The sequence below is a fragment of the Pedobacter sp. D749 genome (assembly GCF_019317285.1).
Lineage (GTDB): Bacteria > Bacteroidota > Bacteroidia > Sphingobacteriales > Sphingobacteriaceae > Pedobacter.
Genome location: NZ_CP079218.1, coordinates 3,390,216 through 3,410,992, shown reverse-complemented (window position 1 = coordinate 3,410,992; position 20,777 = coordinate 3,390,216). Strand labels below are relative to the sequence as shown.

The window sequence follows — 20,777 nt, the reverse complement described above, 5'->3', positions numbered from 1 at the left end:
GTGCATTCCGTGTTTCCGTGGCAAAAAATAACCACAAAAAAAATCCCGATAACTTTCGCTATCGGGATTAATATATTCAGTTAAAAAGAACTAGCCTTTTTTAGCTTTGCTTTCTTCGCCTTCTAATTGCGATTTCAATTGAGCCAATACGTCTAAGTCTCCTAAAGTAGATTTCTCTACAGAATCTTTAACTTTTTTAACCGCAGTTACAGCAGCTTTAGCTTCTTTTTTCTTAGCATTTCTTTCTTCTGCTACAGCTTCAGCTTTAACCTCTTCCCAAATACGGGCGTGAGATACTACGATACGTTTTGCTTCTTTGTTGAATTCAATGATTTTGAAGTCATTGGTTTCTTCAGCTTTAACTGAAGTACCATCTTCTTTAACCATGTGTTTAGTTGGTACGAAACCTTCTACACCGTATGGTAAAGCAATAACAGCACCTTTATCAGTTACTTTAACAACAGTGCCCTGGTGAACCGAATCTAAAGTGAAGATCGTTTCGAAAGTATCCCAAGGGTTTTCTTCTAGTTGTTTGTGACCTAAGCTTAATTTGCGGTTATCAACATCTAATTCTAAAACAACTACGTCTAATACATCACCAACTTTAGTGAATTCGTTAGGGTGGTTTACTTTTTTAGACCAAGATAAGTCAGAGATGTGGATTAATCCATCAATACCTTCTTCGATTTCAACAAATACACCGAAGTTAGTCATGTTTTTAACAGTTGCCTGGTGCTTGCTTCCAACTGGGAATTTAGCAGCAACTTCTTGCCATGGATCGTTAGATAATTGTTTAATACCTAAGCTCATTTTGCGCTCGTCTCTGTCTAAAGTTAAAACTTCAGCTTCGATCTCATCACCAACTTTTAAGAATTCTTGTGGGTTTCTTAAGTTTTGTGACCAGCTCATTTCAGAAACGTGGATTAAACCTTCAACACCTGGGATGATTTCTAAGAAAGCACCGTAATCTGCAACAGTTACGATTTTTCCTTTTACTTTAGAACCAACCTGAATGTCAGTGCTTAAGTTTTCCCAAGGGTGTGGAGTTAATTGTTTCAAGCCTAAAGCGATACGTTTTTTCTCATCATCGAAATCTAAAACAACCACGTTGATTTTTTCATCTAATGATAATACTTCTTTTGGATGCTCTATGCGGCCCCAAGAAATATCTGTAATGTGAAGTAAACCATCAACACCACCTAAATCGATGAACACACCGAAATCAGTAATATTTTTAACAGTACCTTCCAATACCTGACCTTTTTCTAATTTAGAAACGATCTCTACTTTTTGGCTTTCTAAATCGTCTTCGATTAACACTTTATGAGAAACAACTACGTTTTTAAACTCATGGTTAATTTTAACAACTTTAAATTCCATTGTTTTACCCACGTATACATCGTAATCGCGGATAGGTTTAATATCAATTTGAGATCCTGGTAAGAAAGCCTCAACGCCCATGATATCAACAATTAAACCACCTTTAGTACGGCTCTTAACGAAACCGTTGATGATTCTATCATTTTCAAGAGCCTCGTTAATCGCTTCCCATGATCTTTGGGTTTTTGCTCTTTTGCGAGAAAGGATCAATTGACCGTTAGCATCTTCTGGTGCTTCAACGAAAACGTCAACTGAATCGCCGATTTTTAGATCTGGTGTATCACGGAATTCTGAAGTAGAAACTAAACCGTCTGATTTGAAACCTACGTTTAATACTACATCTTTGTTGTTAATTGAAACAACGATACCGCTGATGATTTCACCTTTAGTGATCTGATTGAATGTTCCGGCATACATATCTTCAAACTTTTTACGGTCTGCATCATTGTAATTACCGAAAACTTTTTCATCTGCATCCCAATCGAAATCTTCGGTTGGTGTTGCTAATGATGATTTGATCGATTCGATCGAAACTGAATCAGCTTCTGATTCGATAGTTTCTTTTTCAGTCAGGCGTCCGCCTTCTCCCTGAAGTTCAGCTGTTTTAGCTGCTAATTCTTTTTCTGCTACTTGTTTTTTAGCCATTAATTAATTATCTCCTTTTTTCCCTATTTAGGGACTGCAAAGGTAAAAATATTTTAATTAATAGAAAAGATTTTTTTAATAAATCTTGCTGATTTTTAGCGTTTTATAATTCTCCTCCCATGGAGGGGTGCCTGAAAGGCGGGGTGGTTATTTGAATTTGCCAGATACTCTTTGAGAATATGGAAACATTATATAGTGATTTTAAGGTTAATTATTTGAAAATGAGCGCTCCGTATTTCATCGGGAACAGCAGCCCCGCTATCGCTTATAATCCTCGCTGCGCTCCGGGCTATTCCGCTTTATCGGGTTTATAAACAAAGGACTGTACACAAATACCTACCAAACGTTCCTACGGAACGAAATACAAATAACATCTGTTATTTGCTATCTGGCAAGCGTCCCGATGGGAAGGCATGTAAAGTTTGCCTGCTCGTCTTTCATTTGCAAATCGCCAATTAGGCGGTGTGTGTTTATTTGTTAAGACTAATCGTCCTATAGGGACGATTCATTGGTAGAAAAAAAGTATTTTTTTTTTTTTTTTTTTTTTTTTTTTCGTTCCGTAGGAACGTTTGATATGATTTTGGCAATTCTATTTTTTCGTAAAGGTCCCCCTGGTAAAACCTTCGCCAATTAATGTTTTATCATCTCTGATCAATAGCATAATGGTGTTCTGCTGATCATAAAGTTTGATCATGTCCCCTTCAATAACATATTTCGAAGTGAAAATAGAATCAGTATAGGCATCGGTAACGGTTACCGAATCTTTCGATTTAAAATTGAAGGTTTTGTATTGTATATCTTCAATGCTGGCAAAGGTACCTGTTACCGCTTTTGCCTGTATAAAAGTAATGTAGCAGAAATATCCGGTTACCAGGATTACAAGCACTGCAAAACCGATCAAAAATTTGTTGCCACTGGCATATTTAATCGAAAAGTATAATATAGTGATGAGTATTAAGGCCACAACTGCAAAAAAGATAATGTTTGTGTAATCTGTTTTTACCAGAGGTACTGATGCGGTTACGCTGGTTTTTTCAATTACAGCTTTTACAGGAGAAACCCTGACTAAAAATTCTTTACTCACCCATCCTTCACCGTTGGTAACTTTAATTTTATAGAAGCTCGTATTCGATGAGTCGATCACGGCCACATTTTCATTTTTAGGCAGGTATCCTACAATTTTGCTTTTTGGATCAGCTTGTTGCCTTACGCGTAAATCGTCGGCAGTTACGCGATACATGTCGGTGCTTGTTGCCGTTTGAGTGGCAGCACCTGTTTGTGCAGTAGTTGCCTGTGGAGTAGTCGGTTTAGCTGCCGGTGTAATTTTTTCTACAAAATCTTTGCTTACCCAACCTTCTCGGTTTTTAAACTTTACTTTGTAAAACTTGTCATTACTTGCGTCTAAAACCGTAATGTTTCCATTTTGGGCAATATTGCCAATCACCTTGCTTTTCGGATCGCTGCTTTCTCTTACGCGCAACTTATCGGCCTTGACCCTATAAGTTTCCTGCGCACTTAAACGGTTAGCAAAAATAGAAAGAGCGATGAGGAGGAAGAAAATTCTAGTCATAAGTATAAGATTCTGCGAAACAGTTTAATCGGTAATTGCAAACACGCTATAAGCAAACACCGTGCTAAGAGTTTCAAAATTAGAAAATACTTTTAATAGCTAAGGATAGGATTTAAAAAAGAGTTCTAAATCCAATGTTTATAAAACTACACCAAGTAAATCGCTTTTTTTAATAAAACCAATATATCTGGAGTCCCTTGCATTATTCCTGTTATCCCCAAGCACGAAAAAACTGTCTTTTGGAACCAGTACTGGGCCGAAATTATCTGCATTCCATCTGTTCTGCCATTGTTTCTCGATATTTTCATCACGGTATGCCAACATTGCCAGCTGTCTGTGCTGATAAATGCCTGCTTTTTTAGCTTCAGCATCAACAAGTTCAAGATGAACCTCATCAGCCATCGCATATATATTTTCTCCGGCCTTTATTTTACCCGAACTGATTAGTTTGTCGTATACTTGATTGCTAAAATTATAATTGTGTTTGGTATCGTAATTCTGCAGCATTATTTTGCCGTTTAAATAAGCGTCGCCCTTTTTTATTTCGATCTGATCTCCTTCGACAGCACAAAGCCTATAAATACAAGGCACTCCATCTACTTTCACGACAATGAGACTGCCTTTTTTCGCTTCTTTTAAATTTGAAGCCATTACGATCTGATTAACGGCAATATTGGGCTCATTGGCCGATGAAACATTTCTATAGGTATTGAAAATGCCAAAAAACCTGATGCCGATCCATACGCATACTAAGAGTAAAAAGAAACCTGCACAGATAAAAATGACCTTTTTCATGTTTGGAAAGCGTTAAGTTTGAACCGATAAGATATAACTATTTTTTTTTAATTACATAAATCCCGTTTCCACCCCGGTCGCCAATATTTGTTCCATACGAGAGGATAATAAACGCAACATCCGATTTATTTTCAAATGCTTTTGGGACCTGATATAAATCCAGGTTAATTTTTGGTTCGGAAGAAAATCCAACAGCTTTAAGCGCAATTTCTTTAAACCCTATTAGCTGGCTTTTATGTTTTAAGGTCAGATAAACGTCGCCACCCCAGGTTTGTGGCAAACCAGTGTATGGCGCCCGTCCCTGTAAGTTCTCTTTTTTGAAATATTTTAGAATAACAGGATTTTTCGGGTCTGTCCAATTATAAGGCTGGTTTTCTACATTATTCTGGTTTTTATAACTCAACAATGGATATTTTCCTGTAATGCTGCTTTTTAAAGTAATAAATCTGTTCCCTTTAATAGGGTATCCCTTAAAATCAAGCTCATTTTCTGAGCCCATATCCTGATAGATCCGATCATCGTTTTTAAAAGTATTCATGGCGAGCCAGCCTTTGGATGTTTTAAAATAAAAGGTTAAAGAATGCCAATCTGCTGCTGTTTTATAGGTTACTGCAAGCGCATTTTTGTAATTGGTCTCAAAAATTACTTCCCAAGCCTTTTCGTCCATTTTAAAATCCTGGTTCAGGAAATCAATAAAAGGCTGTCTGTTTTTATTACCTGATGTGATCCAATCAATAAAATAATCTTCACCAAAAACCACACCTTCGTTATGAAAGGTATGAATGGCACTGCTATCATTAACGAGCGAATCGATTGAATTTCCCTTTGCATCGAGTTTGTGGTATACCTCAAAATCCTGGTTTACATGTGCAGTGGTAATAATGAAACTCCCCGTTTCGGTATCGTAATCTATATTTGCCGGATCATAGAAAAGATAATCCACTTCAAAATTTTCTGATTGGGCTCCCTGATTTAAATAGGGGTAATGTTTCAGCTGATCAGGAAATGATAAATTAGATAAGGCTATATTAATGACCGTAAACTTAGCCATATAGATAATGATCAGAATGATGAAAATGGCAAGTGCGATCAAAATATTTTTCTTTGTCATTTAATTTGAGTTAACACTACCAGCTTCCACCTGTACCACCGCCACTACTGCTTCCTCCGCCCCAGCTACTGCTCGATGAAGAGGAAGAACTGCTGCTACTGCCCGACGAAGAAGAAGATGACTTCGATTCGACCAGCATGGCCAGTGTAATCCACTTTATAAATTCTGTTTTTTTGCAAAAACTGCACTCATTTATCAGTTTTGCCTGGCCTTCATGGCTGTAGGTTGCCGCTCTTGTGGTTATGCGTTTATTTAGTTTGTAAGTTCTAAAGTAACAATCCGGGCATTCAGTATAGCTATTGTAGTTTTCTGCAGGCCATGCCTTAATGATATGTTCTTTATGGTCGGCACTTTCCCAGATATCGTAATCATAAGCTTTTACTATTTCCTCTTTACGTTGGCCCTTTGTTAAAAAAGGTTCGCCTTCAATATTGATATCCCTATCTAAACGCAGCATTTCCTGGCCCTTACTATCCAGCACTGCTTTAAATCGGTTAATGTTCTTAACACTTTTAAATAAATAGATGATAATGTTGATTAAAATAAGGGGAGAAAAAATGATCAGCCAAAAATTCTTTTTATGAAAGCTACTTACCGAATTAAAAAAATTTTTATCGTCATTGTGTATTTTTCGCAATGCTGAAATGTGGAAAAGGTACCTGCCGAAAAGTACAAGAGCCAAAATAACATACAGAATAATCGGAACATCTTTTGGCCTTATTTTTTTAACCAATTCCAGTCCACCAAAAAAGAAGAATATAAAGCCAGTTACAAAAGTGATCATCATAGCCACCGCACAGCCTTTTCCAATCTTTTCATATTGGTTTCCATCTGACTTGGATTTATCTTTTGTAGCATTTTTAGCCTGCCGGTTTAAAATTTTGAATGCAGCCCAAAAAAGCAGCATGATTATCCCGGTTGGTAGTAAGAAATCTTCTAAATCATTACCACTTTCTTGCTGAGTAAACAATTGGTTGAGCTCCGATTTATGTTCAGGGTTTAAAATAATCTCACCAATGGCATTAATGGTATTGGTAATTCCGGTGGCAAAATCATTTTCTCTAAAAGCTGGTATAAGCTGCTGCTCGGCAATATGTTTAAGCTTTACATCAGGTAAAACACCTTCTGCACCAGTACCCGTAATAAACCTGTATTTACGGCGCTCCTTTGAAATAAATAACAACAAACCATTGTTACTGGTTTTTGAACCTATTCCCCATGTATTGAAAAGTTCATAAGCAAAGTCGAAATCCTCTTTATCATGGTCGAAATCGTTAACTACCACCACTGCCACTTGCACATTGGTTTTACTCTCAAAATCGGAAATGGTACTATTGAGCTCCGAAACCGCATTGGTGCCCAATATTTTGTCAGGGTCACTTACATAACCATCCCCATTTTTTTTAGGATCGGGGATGTCTTTCACTTTGTAAGCAGTTTGTCCAAAGGTGATATTGGCAACTAAAAGAAAGAATAGCAGGGCAAGGGGAGCAAATAAACGGGTGTTGAGCATCATATAAATTTAGGTGTAATGTTTTTACATCACCATTCAACAACTAAGTAGTAATATGGTTTACTCTTTTAATATTTTAGCCAATACTTTATCCAGTTTTGCCTTATTTTTCATATAGGCTTCTAAATCATAAAGTTTTACCGTTTTAAATTCTATCGGATGGCTTTCGCTTTGTAATGATATATAACCTGATGTTAATGCTTTACCATCTATTTTAACTTTCGGGTCAAAGTTAGAGACGTTGCCGCCACCAATTTGAGGTTTAGTGTATTCTAAAACCACTTCGCCTGCTATAATGTGTTTGATAACAGAATCACCTAAGACTAAAAATTCTGCGGTTACCCATTGGTCGCCTGCATAGGTTTTCGATTTGGAATCTAAACAGTGTGGCGTAAACAATTTACCGTTATAATTTATCAGCGTTCCAGGTGTACACACATTGCTGGTATGGCGTTCGTGTTCTCCGTCTCCACCTAGAATCTGCCCTTCGATAGAAATCGGAAAATCCTGGTCTTTTAACATCGTTGCCGGATCCTGGCAATGTAACATGGCACCACTGTTTCGGGTTGCCCAGCCTTCGCCACCTTTAGCCTGTTCGCCTATAAAACGATAGGTTACTTTTAAAAGATAGGCAGAAAAAGGGTTTTTATAGAAGATATGACCATATTGTTGGTCAAATTCATTGTATCCGTCATAACTTACTTTCATTACACCGTTTTCTACACGGAAAGTATTGGCATAATTTTCTTTGTATTCGTGTTTAGCGATTTTAATGTTCCAGTCCTTTAAATCTTTTCCGTTAAAGAGATTGATCCAGCCTTTTTGGGCATTTACATTTAAAATAAAAAGGGATAGAAATAATACAGTAAGGTAAATTGATTTTAATTTCATAGCAACATTTGGGTTATGCGCTAAAAATATGAATTTTTTTCTGAAGTTAAAGTTTGATAGCCAGATAGTTCATGGTTGATAGTCTGGAGCCTATCAGTTTGGAGTTGAGCGTTTGGGGTTTGGAGTCAATTATGCGATTGTAACAATTCCTCTCGGTGTGTCATCCTGAGCGGAGTCGAAGGGCTAGTCGTTAGATCGTTCATGGTTGATAGCCTGATAGCTCATAGCCTGGAACCGTTTAACCGATAATAATTAGCCTTAGAGATACGTCATTTCGACTGGAGCACCGCATTTAATCTAAATCCCTAGTCTTAAGACGATTAATTAAGCTATGATTTATGGACATCAACTACTAAACCATTGACCAATGAACTAATGACTAGTGAACAAATGACCTACTGCTTAATGAACCAAAAACTGATTAACTTTCTCCAACGCAAAATCCAATTGTTCTTCCTGTGTAAGATCGGTATTATCTAAAATAATGGCATCATCGGCCCTAACCAACGGACTTTCCTTTCGAGTGGTATCCGCATAATCACGGTGTGCAAGGTTTTCAAAAACCTCTTCTAACGTAGTTTCGTTATTACCTTTGCTTTCCAATTCCTTAAACCTGCGTTCGGCCCTGATTTTTGGATCGGCTGTCATAAAGAATTTTACCGGTGCATCAGGAAAAACGGTCGTGCCGATATCCCGGCCATCCATTACGATATTTTTCGATTTGCCCATACGCTGCTGTTGGTTCACCATTTCATGGCGGACAATTTTATGCGCTGAAACCTCACTTACATTTTCAGAAACAGGCATTAAACGGATTTCATCAGAAACTTCTTCACCGTTAAGGGTAATGTGCGATTCATAATCGCGGGAGTGGAAATTCAGTTCAATGTGCTGTAAAGCATCAACAACTTTAGCATCATCAGTAATATCGATGTTATTCCTTAAGAAATATAGGGTTACGGCACGGTACATCGCCCCGCTATCTACATAAATGAAACCTAATTTTTTAGCCAGTGCTTTCGCTAATGTACTTTTTCCGCAAGATGAATAGCCATCTATTGCTATTACCAGGTTTTTCTTCATCGTAACGCAAAGGTAAAAAATAGAAACAGAATGCTGAATTTTTTTAAGATAGATTATAAACAAGGCATTGCTAAAACATTGATTTGCTGGATGTGTTTAATTAGAAAAATAAATAGAAAATTTATGTTACTATCTGAAAGAATGTTGGCGGCGCTGAATAACCAGGTTAAATTGGAAGCCGAATCATCACAAGTTTATCTGGGCATTGCCTCGTGGCTGGAAACACAGCCGGGTTTAGAAGGATATACCGAGTTTTTTTACCGCCAGAGCGATGAAGAGCGCCACCACATGCTGAAGCTGATTCATTATATTAACGACCGCGACGGACATGCCATAATAACCGCATTAGATATGCCTAAAAATTCTTTCTCGCAGGTAATAGAGGTATTTCAGGATTTCCTGGATAATGAACTGTTGGTATCAAAAAGCATTAACGATCTGGTAGAACTTTCGTTAAACGAAAAAGATTACCTGACATTTAAATTTTTGCAATGGTATTTAGATGAACAACTGGAAGAAGAAAAAATGGCAAAAACCATGTTAGAGAAACTGCAATTAGTGGGCAACGATAGGGGAGGAATATACCAGTTGGATAAAGATATTGTAGGCCTTAGGAGCAAAGTAAGTGAAACCAAAGAAGGAGAATAAGATTTAATTAGTCCTAATTTCTTACTTTTGTAGCATGTTACCTACAAGAGAAGAAATTTTACGGTCTGTTACATTTAAAACTTCCAGAAGTGGGGGTAAGGGAGGACAAAATGTAAATAAAGTTTCGAGTAAGGTAGAGCTCATTTTTAATATCGATGCCTTTGACCATTTCAACGACGAGGAAAAAACACTGTTAAAGGAAAAACTTCAAAACCGTTTAGATTCTGAAGGACTGTTACATATTGTTTCGCAGGAAGATAGAAGCCAGCTTTTAAACAAAGAGAAAACCATTGCAAAACTGATTGATTTATTAAAGCGGTCACTAACCGTTCAGAAAAAAAGAAAGCCAACCAAAATTCCCAAAGGCGTTATCGAAAAGCGGCTAAAAAATAAGGCCTCAACAGCTGAAAAGAAGAAAAACAGAAAAGTAATTGATCTATAATGATTTATGGTTATACTGTTGCTGTCTTTTAGTTGTTTTGATTTACCTTTTGATAAACCACATTCAAATACCAGGATTTGTTGTGTAAGTGGCACCAAAATTGACACTGGTGAGCACACACAAATAATTAAACCAAATGAAAAGAACTATTTTAGCGCTGGCCTTTATGGCTACACTTGCTGCCTGCAAGAAAAATCCTGAAGAAATTCCAAACCCAGTTCCTGAAGAAAAATTATCCCCTGATATTGCCTATACGGTTAAGGGTGCAACCCAGGATACTCAACCTGTATATCCACCATCCGCAACCTTCAATTTTTTAGGGTTCGGATATGATGTTACAGATAAGTTTAATGATCTGGCTTCTGTAAGAGGCAATGTAGTCGATATTTCTGCTTATGATGCCGACAGAACATATAACGTTGTTTTTATAAGAGGTACACAATCTTCGTGGAGGACTACTCAGGCTGAAAGTGCCGTTGATTTATCAACAAAATTCTCTAATTCATATAACGCAACCAAGGGGTTAAAACTCTTTGGAAATACCATTAATCAGGTATTTCCAGGAACAGATGCTACTAATAAAAAATATGTTTACGGACACTATTCGTATTACATAACCTGGAAGGTGTATAAGTTTTATTACGACCAGTCGGTAAATAAATTTTTAACAGCAGATTTTAAGAGAGATATTACTTTATTATCTGCTCAGGAGCTTGTTAGTAAATATGGAACACATGTTTTAACAAACATAAAAATAGGTTCTAAATTTGACGTTGTTTACCAGGCAGAAGCACCTCAGAACGAGAGGCGGGGGGCGATAATTATGGAAGGATTACGTTATACGTTAAAAAGGACATTTGGCTTGCCTACCGGCTACCTTGATGAGCCTATCCTACGCAATTTAAATGATAATACTTCTGCCCAGATCTATTATAGTTCAACAGGAGGTGATATTAGCAAATTAAAGCCCGAAACCATAAATAACAGAGTTATTGTAAACCTTAACAATTGGGTTGCTTCTACTACAGAGGATAAAGCAACTTTTATAGGCGCTTCGGATGATGGTTTGACCCCACTATATAACTTTATTGATGATGCAGCTAAAAAGGCTGAAGTAAAAGCTTACCTCGATCAGTACTATGCCGCTAAGGTGGTTAAACTGACAAATTAAATAGATACAATAAAGGGCAATTTAATTGCCCTTTATTGTATAACCAATTCTCTCAAATCCAAAATAAATTTAAGGCCTGATTTCTATTTTAGTTCCAATATTTACAGCATAAAACAATTCGTCTACTTCGTTATTGGTTAGTGCCATACAGCCATTTGTCCAATCGAAAAATCGTTGAAACTTACCGATAAAGCCTAATTTATTTCGAATTCCATGTATTTTAATATCGCCACCAGGTAATTTATTCAGGGCTTTAGCTTTGGCAATATCTTCTTTATTTGGATAAGATACTCCAAGATTTTTATGGTAGCCGCTATTTGGGTTTTTCGCGTTGATGATATAAAACCCTTCTGGTGTTTTTTCGTCACCTTCAAATTCCTTATGGCCCACGGGATTATCACCTAAAGAAATTTTGTATGTTTTGATCAGCTTGTGCTTCGCGTAAGCCAATAGCTGCCGATCAGATTTTTTTACAATAATGTAATCAATTTCTGTATTTAGTGGGAGTTTTTGTTCGGGATATAAATTGTAAATAGTCGCACCGATTATGAAAAACAAAATGATAAAAAGGATTATTTTTTTCATGCGCTGTAAATTAGTAACTAAATTAATATGGTTTACATCAGGCGATTTGCAGTAAGCAATGAATATCTAACAATAAAACAATATTAACAATTAGCTAACTCTTCCCAAACCTGTAGTATAAACTCAAACCACCATAATTCTGCGCCTTGGCCACACTTTTAACCTCTTTCGTTTTAAAAATCACATTAAAATCAGCTGTAAATCGCTTCGAACTATAATTTACGCCAAACTGTTGTTCAAAAACGATTGGCTTTACCCCAAATGTTACCGGACTGTTGTTATTGAAAAGGCTTCCCTGTATGGTAGCATCATAGGCAACAAAGTTTAGCTGCGGTTTAACGTAAAAGAAAAACTCTGAATTGTTTAGGCTTTTTGTTTTCGAATTTCCAATTACCGCATTATGGTAAGCACTATTGAACAATTGATTGATTTTACCTGCCCTAAATAAAACCGAGGCGCCTAGCCCTGAAAAAGTGGTGCCTAAATTGGCATAACCCTGTGCACTAATATCTAAGATAGGATCTTCAGGTCTAAAAAGTAGTTTACTGTAATTTGCGGCAAAGTTTACGGCCAATTCATTTTTAATCTGGTAATCCCAGCCTGCAGGAGTATAAAAGCCAACGGTTTTATGCAGAAAGCGCTGTGCAGTTTGAGCAAGTGAGTTGGGGCCAACCGTTCCCAATTCTACACTTGTTTTTAGAACACTTTCATTTTTGTAGAAAACCGAATAAGCACCACCGGCATAAAGGTAACCTGCAAAAGGTCTGTCCTGATCTGCTTTATTTGGTACCTGGCCCCAATAGGGTGTATACATTTTTTGCCCGGCAGAAATTTCGTAGGTTTTCTTTTCGATATTATCGGATAGCTTTTCCGTATTAATGGCCCGGCGGAAGTAGATAAATAATCCGTTGGTATAATATCGATCATTTAATGTAGCCAGATAAGCATCGTTTTCAGTTTTAAAACCGAATTCGTTTTTAAAAGATTGGGCAAAACTGGTTGAAACAACCGAACAAAAAACTATGGTAAATAAAAATGATCTCATAAAAAAGCCCAGGCAATTTACCCGGGCTATAAAAGTATTTATTGTAATTGGATTTTTGATCGTCAATCCAAAAGAATTAGCAATTAGTTTACAATCGGAGCAATTTTAACGCTCAGATCTATAGGCTTTTTTACCTTATTTTTAGTTAATGCCAATTCAATTACTTCGCTCATTTCGGTTACATAGTGAAACGTTAAATCTTTAATGTAACTTTCTTTAATCTCTAAAATATCTTTACGATTGCTTTTGCAAAGGATAATTTCTTTAATGTTTGCCCTTTTTGCCGCAAGAATTTTTTCCTTAATTCCACCAACAGGAAGCACCTTTCCGCGTAAAGTAATCTCACCAGTCATAGCTAAATGTTGTTTTACCTTACGTTGCGTAAATGCAGAAGTTAAAGCAGTAAGCATCGTTACCCCAGCAGAAGGTCCGTCTTTTGGTGTAGCACCTGCAGGCACGTGAACGTGAACATCCCAATTGTCAAATAAAGTGTAGTCTATGCCAAACTCAGCTGCATGGGCGCGTAGATAAGCCAAAGCAATTACGGCCGATTCTTTCATTACATCCCCGAGGTTACCGGTTAAGGTTAATTTTCCTTTCCCAGGACTTAAACTCGATTCAATAAATAAAATATCACCTCCAACACTTGTCCAGGCTAAACCTGTTACTACCCCGGCAACTTCATTACCCTCGTACAAATCCTTATCGTAAATCGGAGCACCTAAAATACGCTCAACATCATCATTGCTTAAGTTTACTTCGTAGGTCTCTTCCATTGCAATCTTAGTAGCCACACCACGTACCAAAGAGCCGATTTTTTTCTCTAAGCCACGCACACCCGATTCTCTTGTATAATCTTCGATCACTTTTTCGATCAGGGTAGTCTTAAGGCTAATATCTTTGGTCTGCAAGCCATGGTTTTCTTTCTGTTTTGGCAACAGGTATTTTTTGGCAATCTCTATTTTCTCTTCAATAGTATATCCGTTCACCTCAATAATCTCCATACGGTCTAACAAAGCAGGCTGTATCGTACTTAAAGAGTTTGCTGTGGCAATGAATAAGATGTTTGACAAATCGTAATCCACCTCTACATAATGGTCGTAAAAAGCATTGTTCTGCTCAGGGTCTAAAACTTCAAGCAAAGCTGATGATGGATCGCCACGGTGATCAGTACCTACTTTATCAATCTCATCCAAAACAAAAACAGGGTTATCTGCTCCGGCTTTTTTAATTGATGAAATAATACGGCCCGGCATGGCACCTATATAAGTTTTACGGTGGCCACGAATCTCTGCTTCATCGCGGATACCACCCAATGCCATACGTACATATTTACGGCCTAACGCCTTTGCAATTGATTTTCCTAAAGATGTTTTACCAACTCCCGGAGGGCCAACCAAACATAAAATAGGCGCTTTCATATTACGCTTTAATTTTAGCACAGCCAGGTATTCGATAATACGCTGCTTTACTTTTTCTAAACCGAAGTGATCTTTATCTAAGATGCGCTGTGCTCTTTTTAGGTCGAAATTATCTTTTGTAAACTCGCTCCAAGGCAAATCTAATAGTAGTTCCAGGTAGTTTAACTGAACCGAATAATCAGGCGCAGCAGGATTCATTCTACCTAACTTATCTATTTCTTTATCAAAATGATCAGCAACGGCCTGGGTCCATTTTTTCTTTTTAGCTCTTTCCTGTAAAGCATCAAATTCTAAATCGGCAGAATTTCCGCCCAGTTCTTCCTGGATGGTTTTTAGCTGTTGATTTAAGAAATAATCGCGTTGCTGTTTATCTAAATCTGTACGCACTTTTGATTGAATCTGATTTCTCAGCTCCAGCATCTGTAATTCGACCATTAAGAGTTCCATTACTTTTTGCGCTCTTTCCTGCAATTTATCCATTTCAAGGATTTTTTGCTTATCGGCCATTTCGGCATTCATATTTGATGAAATGAAATTGATCAAAAATGAATTGCTCTCAATGTTTTTTAGTGCAATACTGGCTTCGCTTGGAATATTTGGTGAAAGCTGGATAATCTGTGCAGACATCTCGCGTATAGAAGCAATTAATGTTTTGAACTCCTTATCCGCCTTATGCTTTTGCTCTTCGAACTTTTTAACAACCGCTTTGATATAAGGTTCATTCTGCACCTCTTCAATTAAACTGAAGCGTTGTTTACCCTGGATAATTACAGTCGTATTCCCATCAGGCATCTGTAATAATTTAATAATGTTGGCAACAGTACCAACCGTGTTAAGCTGCTCAAAAGTGGGATCTTCAATAGAAACGTCTTTTTGAGACACAACACCAATAATCTTATTCCCTTTGTAAGCTTCCTTAATTAGCTTAATCGATTTATCTCTTCCAACTGTAATCGGAATAACTACTCCTGGAAATAAAACTGTGTTTCGCAAAGGCAATATGGCCAACGTTTCGGGTGTTTCCTCATTGTTCATTTCCTCTTCGTCTTGTTGAGACATTAAAGGAAAAAACTCTGTATCTTCATTTATAATTGGCATTGCTGTATGGAAATCAAATATATCTTGTTTACTCATTATCACATTTTCCGCTAACGACAAACTGGCAGTTTGATCGTATTCAATTTGTTTAATTTTGGTATTCGCTTAATAAATTCAACTCTTGTGCCAAAATGAAAATAATATTAATCTTATGTTAAAAAGGCAGAAAAATATAAATATTTTCGCCAATATCATATTATGCATTTTTTAGCGTTTAAGCTAATGTTTAGGGCACCTGGTGTGAATGAAAGAAAATTAAAAACTTTTAAATTATCAGAATAGGATTATATTGCAAAAAATTCCTCCTATAAAATTCGGTTAGGCGTTAGATTTGTTAACTTATTACTCATACATGAACTATTTTAAAAAGGCGATTTTAGGGTTAATTATTTTTACATCAACGAGTAGTTTTGCGCAAAGCAATTACGAAAGAAGCATGCAGGCTATGATGAAAGGTGATTATAAAACTGCGGCTACACAATTAGAAAAAGCAGATACTAAAACTCCTGATAATGCAAACGTACTCCAGATGCTTGGATATTCTTACTTCCAAAATCGCGAATACGAGAAGTGTATTGCCACTTACAGCCGGTTATTAAACATCAAACCTGCAGCGGTTTCCGCTTACTACTATCGTGGTATCGCAAGGTTGAAAATAGCTAACGATCCCAAAGAATCGTTAAATACCATGCGCGAAAATTTTTATCTGGCATCTCTCAAAGATTTTACAAAAGCCATTGAAATTAATGGTGATGAAGATGTACAGATGTTTCAGAACCGGGGCTTAGCTTACAAGGATTATGCAATTTTCAGATCTTTTAAAGCAAAGAAAAAAGAAGAAAAAGCAGCTTGTGTAGCTTTGTTCAATAACTCTATCGCTGATTTTCAGAAGGTATTAACCTTGCAGCCATTAAGAAAAGATATTGTTGATTGGGTAACCTACGATAAGGCGCAGATTGCTAGCCTAAAATAAAATACATCCTTTCAAAAAAAATGGGACCTGAATATTTTCGGGTCCCATTTTTTTTATTTCAGTTTTCCAATAACGGAATACTTTTTTTCCTTTAGCAATCTGATTTTCTGTTGTTTTTTGATTTCGTATAAGCTATCAGGGCAGTAGATTAAAGTGTCCTGTGATTGGTATAAGATATTTTTATTATTGATTATAATCTCTATTTTACCTGCTTTCTGGCCTTTCCAGGTTATAGAAATCTTCTTGATAGGGATTTTCTTATTATCGGAAGTGTAAATATCAACTCCATCTTGTTCTTTAGTTTTAAAACTACCTTTCCAGGAGGTTTTATTGATATCTGCATTAACAAAAATGGCAAGTTCCTTTGTCCAATCGGTAATTTTGGCTTTTTTATGTTCCGCTATGCCATTTATACTCACCGTTTTATCTACATCGGGATTTGAGCGCTGCAAGCGTGAAATTTCTTTTCCGAAATAACCCTTAACATCGAAATAACTTAAACTGGTATTTGCTTCAGCTTCTTTCCGCTGGTTGCAGGAAAATAAAACCAAAGCAAATACCGGGATAAAAAGTTTTTTAACCATTATACTAAAACGTTTCCTGTCATTTCTTCTGGAATAGCTACACCTAATATTTTTAGAATAGTAGGGGCAATGTCGCCTAATTTACCATCTGCAATGGTTTTATAGTCTTTATCAATTAAAATACAAGGTACCAGGTTGGTGGTATGCGCAGTATTGGCAGATCCATCACCATTTACCATAAATTCTGAGTTTCCATGATCGGCTAAAAGGATAAACGAATAACCATTTTCCAAACCTTTGTTTACCACGGTTTCAGCACATTTATCTGCAGTTTCAACCGCTTTTACTACCGCTTCAAAAACGCCTGTATGTCCAACCATATCTGGATTGGCAAAGTTTAAACAAATAAAATCAGCCCATCCTGTTTCCATTTCTTTGGTAATGGCATCGGTAATTCCTGCGGCACTCATTTCAGGTTGAAGATCGTAGGTTGCTACTTTCGGTGAAGGAATTAAAATGCGTTTCTCATTGGCAAATTCAGCCTCTCTTCCGCCAGAGAAGAAAAAGGTTACATGAGGATATTTTTCAGTTTCAGCAATGCGGATCTGGTTTTTATTATTATTGGCCAATACTTCACCGATGGTCTGGATTAAATCATCTTTGGTGAAAATTACATTTACCTTTTCAAAGCTCTCATCGTAGGTAGTCATGGTCACATAATACAATGGTAGTTTATGCATTTGTTGCTCCGGGAAATCTTTTTGTGTTAATGCTGTTGTAATCTCACGTCCTCTGTCTGTGCGGAAATTGAAACAGATTACCACATCATCATTTTGAATGGTCGCTACCGGAGCACCGTTGTCTTGTGTTAATACTACTGGTTTTAAAAACTCATCTGTAATACCATCTGCATACGATTTTTTGATTGCAGTTAATGCATCCTGGGTTTTCTCACCAATGCCATTTACCATTACATCATAAGCTTGTTTAACGCGCTCCCAACGGTTATCGCGGTCCATAGCATAGTAACGGCCAACCATGGTTGCTAGTTTAGCATTGGTGTTTTGGATATGGTTTTCCAGATCAGTAATAAAGCCCAGGCCAGAGTTTGGATCCGTATCACGGCCATCCAAAAAAGCATGTACAAAGGTGTTTGGTACATTTGCTTCATTTGCGGCATCGCATAAAGATTTTAAATGTTCGATATGAGCATGTACCCCGCCATTTGAAACCAGGCCAATGAAGTGAACTGCTTTATTATGCTGCTTTGCATAATCGAATGCACTTACCAAAACCGGGTTGTGGTGCAATTCCCTGTCCGTAATCGACTTATTGATTCTTCCAAGCTCCTGGTAAACTACCCTACCTGCGCCTAAGTTCATGTGTCCAACTTCTGAATTTCCCATTTGTCCGGCTGGTAAGCCTACTGCTTCACCAGATGCTTCAAGCCTGGAATTTGGGTATTTCTGTAATAATGAATCGAAAAAAGGAGTATTGGCAGCATATGCAGCATCAGAATTATCTTGTTTTCCGTAGCCCCAGCCATCAAGGATTATAAGTGCGAGTTTTTTATTGTTTACCATTTTTATTGTAAAATTTATTGATCCAAATCAAAACATTTTCATGCATAACATGGTTTGGTGTTTTGTTTATATGGCAAATATAACTTTATTGATGCTTATACAAATGAAGAAATCCGTTTTTTGATATGCTAATGGCATAATTTTAGCTATAGGGTTCTGTATAAAATACAGAAATGATCCGGAGCTTATTTTTACTCGTTATTAGTTTATCCTCATTATATTACCCTACAGCCATTCAGGCAGATATAATTGATGATTTATCTTCGTATTTTAAAGCTGGCAACTCAAAAGAAATTGCTAAAAGTTTCGCCTCAACCATCGAACTTATCATTGTTGATGAAGAAGATGTATACTCAAAAGCACAGGGTGAACAAATTTTGAGAGATTTTTTCATTAAACATCCTCCGGTAAAAACAAGTATTTTTCATAAAATAAACACAAATCCAAATTATCGTTTTGGCGTAATTATTTTGAGTACTGCTAAAGAAACCTTCCGGGTTTCTGTTACCATGAAAAAATTCAATACCAGCTTTTCAATTACTGAATTAAGAATTGAACCTGCTAAGGATTAATTGGCTATCCAGAACTTACGGAATTGTGTCAACGCTATGCCTATGCCAACTTCATAAGTCGCGGAGGTTGGAAACTTGTAAAGTCAACAAATTCACTTTAACCTTTCAGTAAATTGCCTGCTAATAAATAATTCTTATTTTTGCGGCATAAAACCTATATTTTGGATACTCAACTTATACATCAATTCATAAAAAATGCCCTTACCGAAGATGTTGGTGATGGAGATCATACTTCGCTTTCAACAATTCCGCCAGGAACGCAGGGAAAAGCAAAACTGATTATCAAAGAAGATGGTGTTTTGGCTGGAATTGAATTGGCCCTTGAGATTTTTAAGGAGGTTGATGCCGGACTGAAAGTTGATGTATTGCTACAGGATGGTGTTGCTGTAAAAGTAGGCGATATTGCTTTAACCGTTGCTGGAAGTACACATGCTATTTTAATAGCAGAACGATTGGTTTTAAACTGCATGCAGCGTATGAGTGGTATTGCTACCAAAACTCATCGTATTGTTTCACTGTTAAAAACGACTAAAACCAAGATTTTAGATACCCGTAAAACTACTCCCGGTTTGCGTTATTTAGAAAAATGGGCAGTTAGGATTGGTGGTGGGGTAAATCACCGCATTGGTTTATATGATATGATCTTAATCAAGGATAATCATGTAGATTATGCAGGAGGGATTTCAAACGCCATTACCGCTGCGCAAAAATATCTGATCAATCAGAATAAATCACTTCAGATCGAAATTGAGGTTAGGAACTTAGAGGAGTTATCCCAGGTTTTGGCTATTGGTGGTGTAGACCGTATTATGCTTGATAATTTTAGTTTTGAAAGCTTAAGAGCTGCGGTTGCATTAATCGACGGGAAATTTATTACAGAAGCTTCCGGAGGAATTACCGAAGAGAATGTTGCAGAATATGCAGCTTGTGGAGTAGATTTTATTTCGATGGGCGCACTTACACATTCTGTGAAAAGCCTGGATATGAGTTTAAAAGCATACTAAAGTGATTTGCTATAAAATTGAAAGCTTATTTTTTGTATCATTGTAGGCTATGGTTACGGTTTATTCTCTCAGCGCGTTATTAATTGCTTACCTTTTTGGATCTATACCAACAGCTGTATGGCTTGGTCAGGCATTCTATGGAGTTGATGTAAGGGAATACGGAAGTGGCAATGCGGGTGCAACCAATACTTTTAGGGTACTGGGCAAAAAAGCCGGAATTGCTGTTATGATCATTGACATTGCAAAAGGTTATACTGCAACCAATCTTGCCTATCTGATCGGTATGTCGGTTACCGGACCACAAAATTCAGTTGTTTTTGTTAACTACCAACTTGCCTTGGGGGTGACCGCGGTAATGGGACATTTATTTCCTGTTTTTGCGGGTTTCAGGGGGGGGAAAGGAGTAGCCACACTTTTTGGAATGATTTTAGCAGTTAACTTCGAAGCATCTATGCTTTGCGTTCTGGTTTTTGTGGTGGTATTGTTGTTAACTAAATATGTTTCATTAAGCTCTATTTGCGCCGGATTTACTTTTCCGCTAAGTGTAGTTTTCTTGTTTCAGGTTTCCATCAAATCTGAAGTGCTTTATGGCATGGTGGTTTGTATTTTAATCTTAGTTACGCACCAAAAAAATCTCGAAAGATTGCTGAAAGGCAAAGAATCTAAAGTGTATTTGTTTAGGAAGAAGACTAATTAATTAACAAAACACATTTCTTTAAAACT

19 protein-coding genes are annotated in these 20,777 nt (G+C 37.0%); 7 read left to right on the top strand and 12 right to left on the bottom strand.

All coding sequences use genetic code 11. The annotated features are described in order from the left end of the window. Positions 1 to 90: 90 nt before the first annotated feature. The 7 genes from rpsA to cmk form a co-directional block, all read right to left on the bottom strand. Positions 91 to 2,025 carry a 30S ribosomal protein S1 gene (gene rpsA / locus KYH19_RS13750; protein WP_121287220.1) on the bottom strand — a complete coding sequence of 645 codons (1,935 nt, stop codon included), beginning with the start codon at positions 2,023 to 2,025 and terminating at the stop codon, positions 91 to 93. Positions 2,026 to 2,614: 589 nt separating this feature from the next. Continuing rightward, positions 2,615 to 3,595 (bottom strand): SH3 domain-containing protein, encoded by a 981-nt coding sequence (locus KYH19_RS13745; protein WP_132395320.1) that lies wholly within the window; start codon positions 3,593 to 3,595, stop codon positions 2,615 to 2,617. Between the two features lie 138 nt (positions 3,596 to 3,733). Further along, positions 3,734 to 4,390, bottom strand: a complete 657-nt coding sequence (lepB, locus tag KYH19_RS13740) for a signal peptidase I (RefSeq protein ID WP_219075544.1) — start codon at positions 4,388 to 4,390, stop codon at positions 3,734 to 3,736. Between the two features lie 37 nt (positions 4,391 to 4,427). Then, positions 4,428 to 5,501, bottom strand: a complete 1,074-nt coding sequence (locus KYH19_RS13735) for a hypothetical protein (RefSeq protein ID WP_219075543.1) — start codon at positions 5,499 to 5,501, stop codon at positions 4,428 to 4,430. Positions 5,502 to 5,517: 16 nt separating this feature from the next. Next, positions 5,518 to 7,017 carry a YgcG family protein gene (locus KYH19_RS13730; protein ID WP_219075542.1) on the bottom strand — a complete coding sequence of 500 codons (1,500 nt, stop codon included), beginning with the start codon at positions 7,015 to 7,017 and terminating at the stop codon, positions 5,518 to 5,520. Between the two features lie 57 nt (positions 7,018 to 7,074). Then, positions 7,075 to 7,905, bottom strand: a complete 831-nt coding sequence (locus KYH19_RS13725; RefSeq protein WP_132395316.1) for a DUF1080 domain-containing protein — start codon at positions 7,903 to 7,905, stop codon at positions 7,075 to 7,077. A gap of 402 nt (positions 7,906 to 8,307) precedes the next feature. Beyond that, positions 8,308 to 8,988, bottom strand: a complete 681-nt coding sequence (cmk, locus tag KYH19_RS13720) for a (d)CMP kinase (protein ID WP_219075541.1) — start codon at positions 8,986 to 8,988, stop codon at positions 8,308 to 8,310. A gap of 123 nt (positions 8,989 to 9,111) precedes the next feature. Between cmk and KYH19_RS13715 the strand changes: the two genes are divergently transcribed. The 3 genes from KYH19_RS13715 (at position 9,112) to KYH19_RS13705 (ending at position 11,249) form a co-directional block, all read left to right on the top strand. Continuing rightward, positions 9,112 to 9,636 (top strand): ferritin, encoded by a 525-nt coding sequence (locus KYH19_RS13715; RefSeq protein ID WP_132395314.1) that lies wholly within the window; start codon positions 9,112 to 9,114, stop codon positions 9,634 to 9,636. Positions 9,637 to 9,670: 34 nt separating this feature from the next. Beyond that, entirely contained in the window at positions 9,671 to 10,078 is a 408-nt protein-coding gene (gene arfB / locus KYH19_RS13710) for an alternative ribosome rescue aminoacyl-tRNA hydrolase ArfB (protein WP_219075540.1), read from the top strand. Between the two features lie 136 nt (positions 10,079 to 10,214). Then, complete coding sequence (locus tag KYH19_RS13705; protein ID WP_219075539.1) at positions 10,215 to 11,249, top strand: MAC/perforin domain-containing protein; 1,035 nt, start codon at positions 10,215 to 10,217, stop codon at positions 11,247 to 11,249. Positions 11,250 to 11,318: 69 nt separating this feature from the next. Here the strand turns inward: KYH19_RS13705 and KYH19_RS13700 are convergent, their stop codons facing one another. From KYH19_RS13700 to lon, 3 genes are all read right to left on the bottom strand, one after another. Next, entirely contained in the window at positions 11,319 to 11,834 is a 516-nt protein-coding gene (locus KYH19_RS13700) for a murein L,D-transpeptidase family protein (protein WP_219075538.1), read from the bottom strand. Between the two features lie 94 nt (positions 11,835 to 11,928). Next, positions 11,929 to 12,879: a lipid A deacylase LpxR family protein gene (locus KYH19_RS13695; protein ID WP_132395310.1), complete on the bottom strand. Its 951-nt coding sequence runs from the start codon at positions 12,877 to 12,879 to the stop codon at positions 11,929 to 11,931. A gap of 83 nt (positions 12,880 to 12,962) precedes the next feature. Then, entirely contained in the window at positions 12,963 to 15,434 is a 2,472-nt protein-coding gene (gene lon / locus KYH19_RS13690; protein ID WP_132395309.1) for an endopeptidase La, read from the bottom strand. Positions 15,435 to 15,750: 316 nt separating this feature from the next. On the opposite strand from lon, the gene KYH19_RS13685 reads away from it, so the two are divergent. Continuing rightward, positions 15,751 to 16,371, top strand: coding sequence for a tetratricopeptide repeat protein (locus KYH19_RS13685; protein ID WP_132395308.1), 621 nt, complete (start codon positions 15,751 to 15,753; stop codon positions 16,369 to 16,371). A gap of 53 nt (positions 16,372 to 16,424) precedes the next feature. On the opposite strand, the gene KYH19_RS13680 is transcribed toward KYH19_RS13685, so the two are convergent. Both KYH19_RS13680 and gpmI read right to left on the bottom strand, forming a co-directional pair. Further along, positions 16,425 to 16,955, bottom strand: a complete 531-nt coding sequence (locus tag KYH19_RS13680) for a hypothetical protein (protein ID WP_219075537.1) — start codon at positions 16,953 to 16,955, stop codon at positions 16,425 to 16,427. After that, on the bottom strand, positions 16,955 to 18,478 hold the full coding sequence (gene gpmI / locus KYH19_RS13675; RefSeq protein ID WP_219075536.1) for a 2,3-bisphosphoglycerate-independent phosphoglycerate mutase: 1,524 nt from the start codon (positions 18,476 to 18,478) through the stop codon (positions 16,955 to 16,957). The genes KYH19_RS13680 and gpmI overlap by 1 nt, the downstream gene beginning before the upstream one ends. Positions 18,479 to 18,651: 173 nt before the next feature. Here gpmI and KYH19_RS13670 point away from each other — a divergent pair, with 173 nt between their 5' ends. The 3 genes from KYH19_RS13670 to plsY all read left to right on the top strand — a co-directional run bounded on the left by KYH19_RS13670 (position 18,652) and on the right by plsY (position 20,751). After that, positions 18,652 to 19,050: a DUF4783 domain-containing protein gene (locus KYH19_RS13670; protein WP_219075535.1), complete on the top strand. Its 399-nt coding sequence runs from the start codon at positions 18,652 to 18,654 to the stop codon at positions 19,048 to 19,050. Positions 19,051 to 19,211: 161 nt separating this feature from the next. Continuing rightward, on the top strand, positions 19,212 to 20,054 hold the full coding sequence (nadC, locus tag KYH19_RS13665) for a carboxylating nicotinate-nucleotide diphosphorylase (protein ID WP_219075534.1): 843 nt from the start codon (positions 19,212 to 19,214) through the stop codon (positions 20,052 to 20,054). A 49-nt stretch (positions 20,055 to 20,103) separates the two neighbouring features. Continuing rightward, positions 20,104 to 20,751 (top strand): glycerol-3-phosphate 1-O-acyltransferase PlsY, encoded by a 648-nt coding sequence (plsY, locus tag KYH19_RS13660; protein ID WP_029279402.1) that lies wholly within the window; start codon positions 20,104 to 20,106, stop codon positions 20,749 to 20,751. Positions 20,752 to 20,777: the final 26 nt, after the last annotated feature.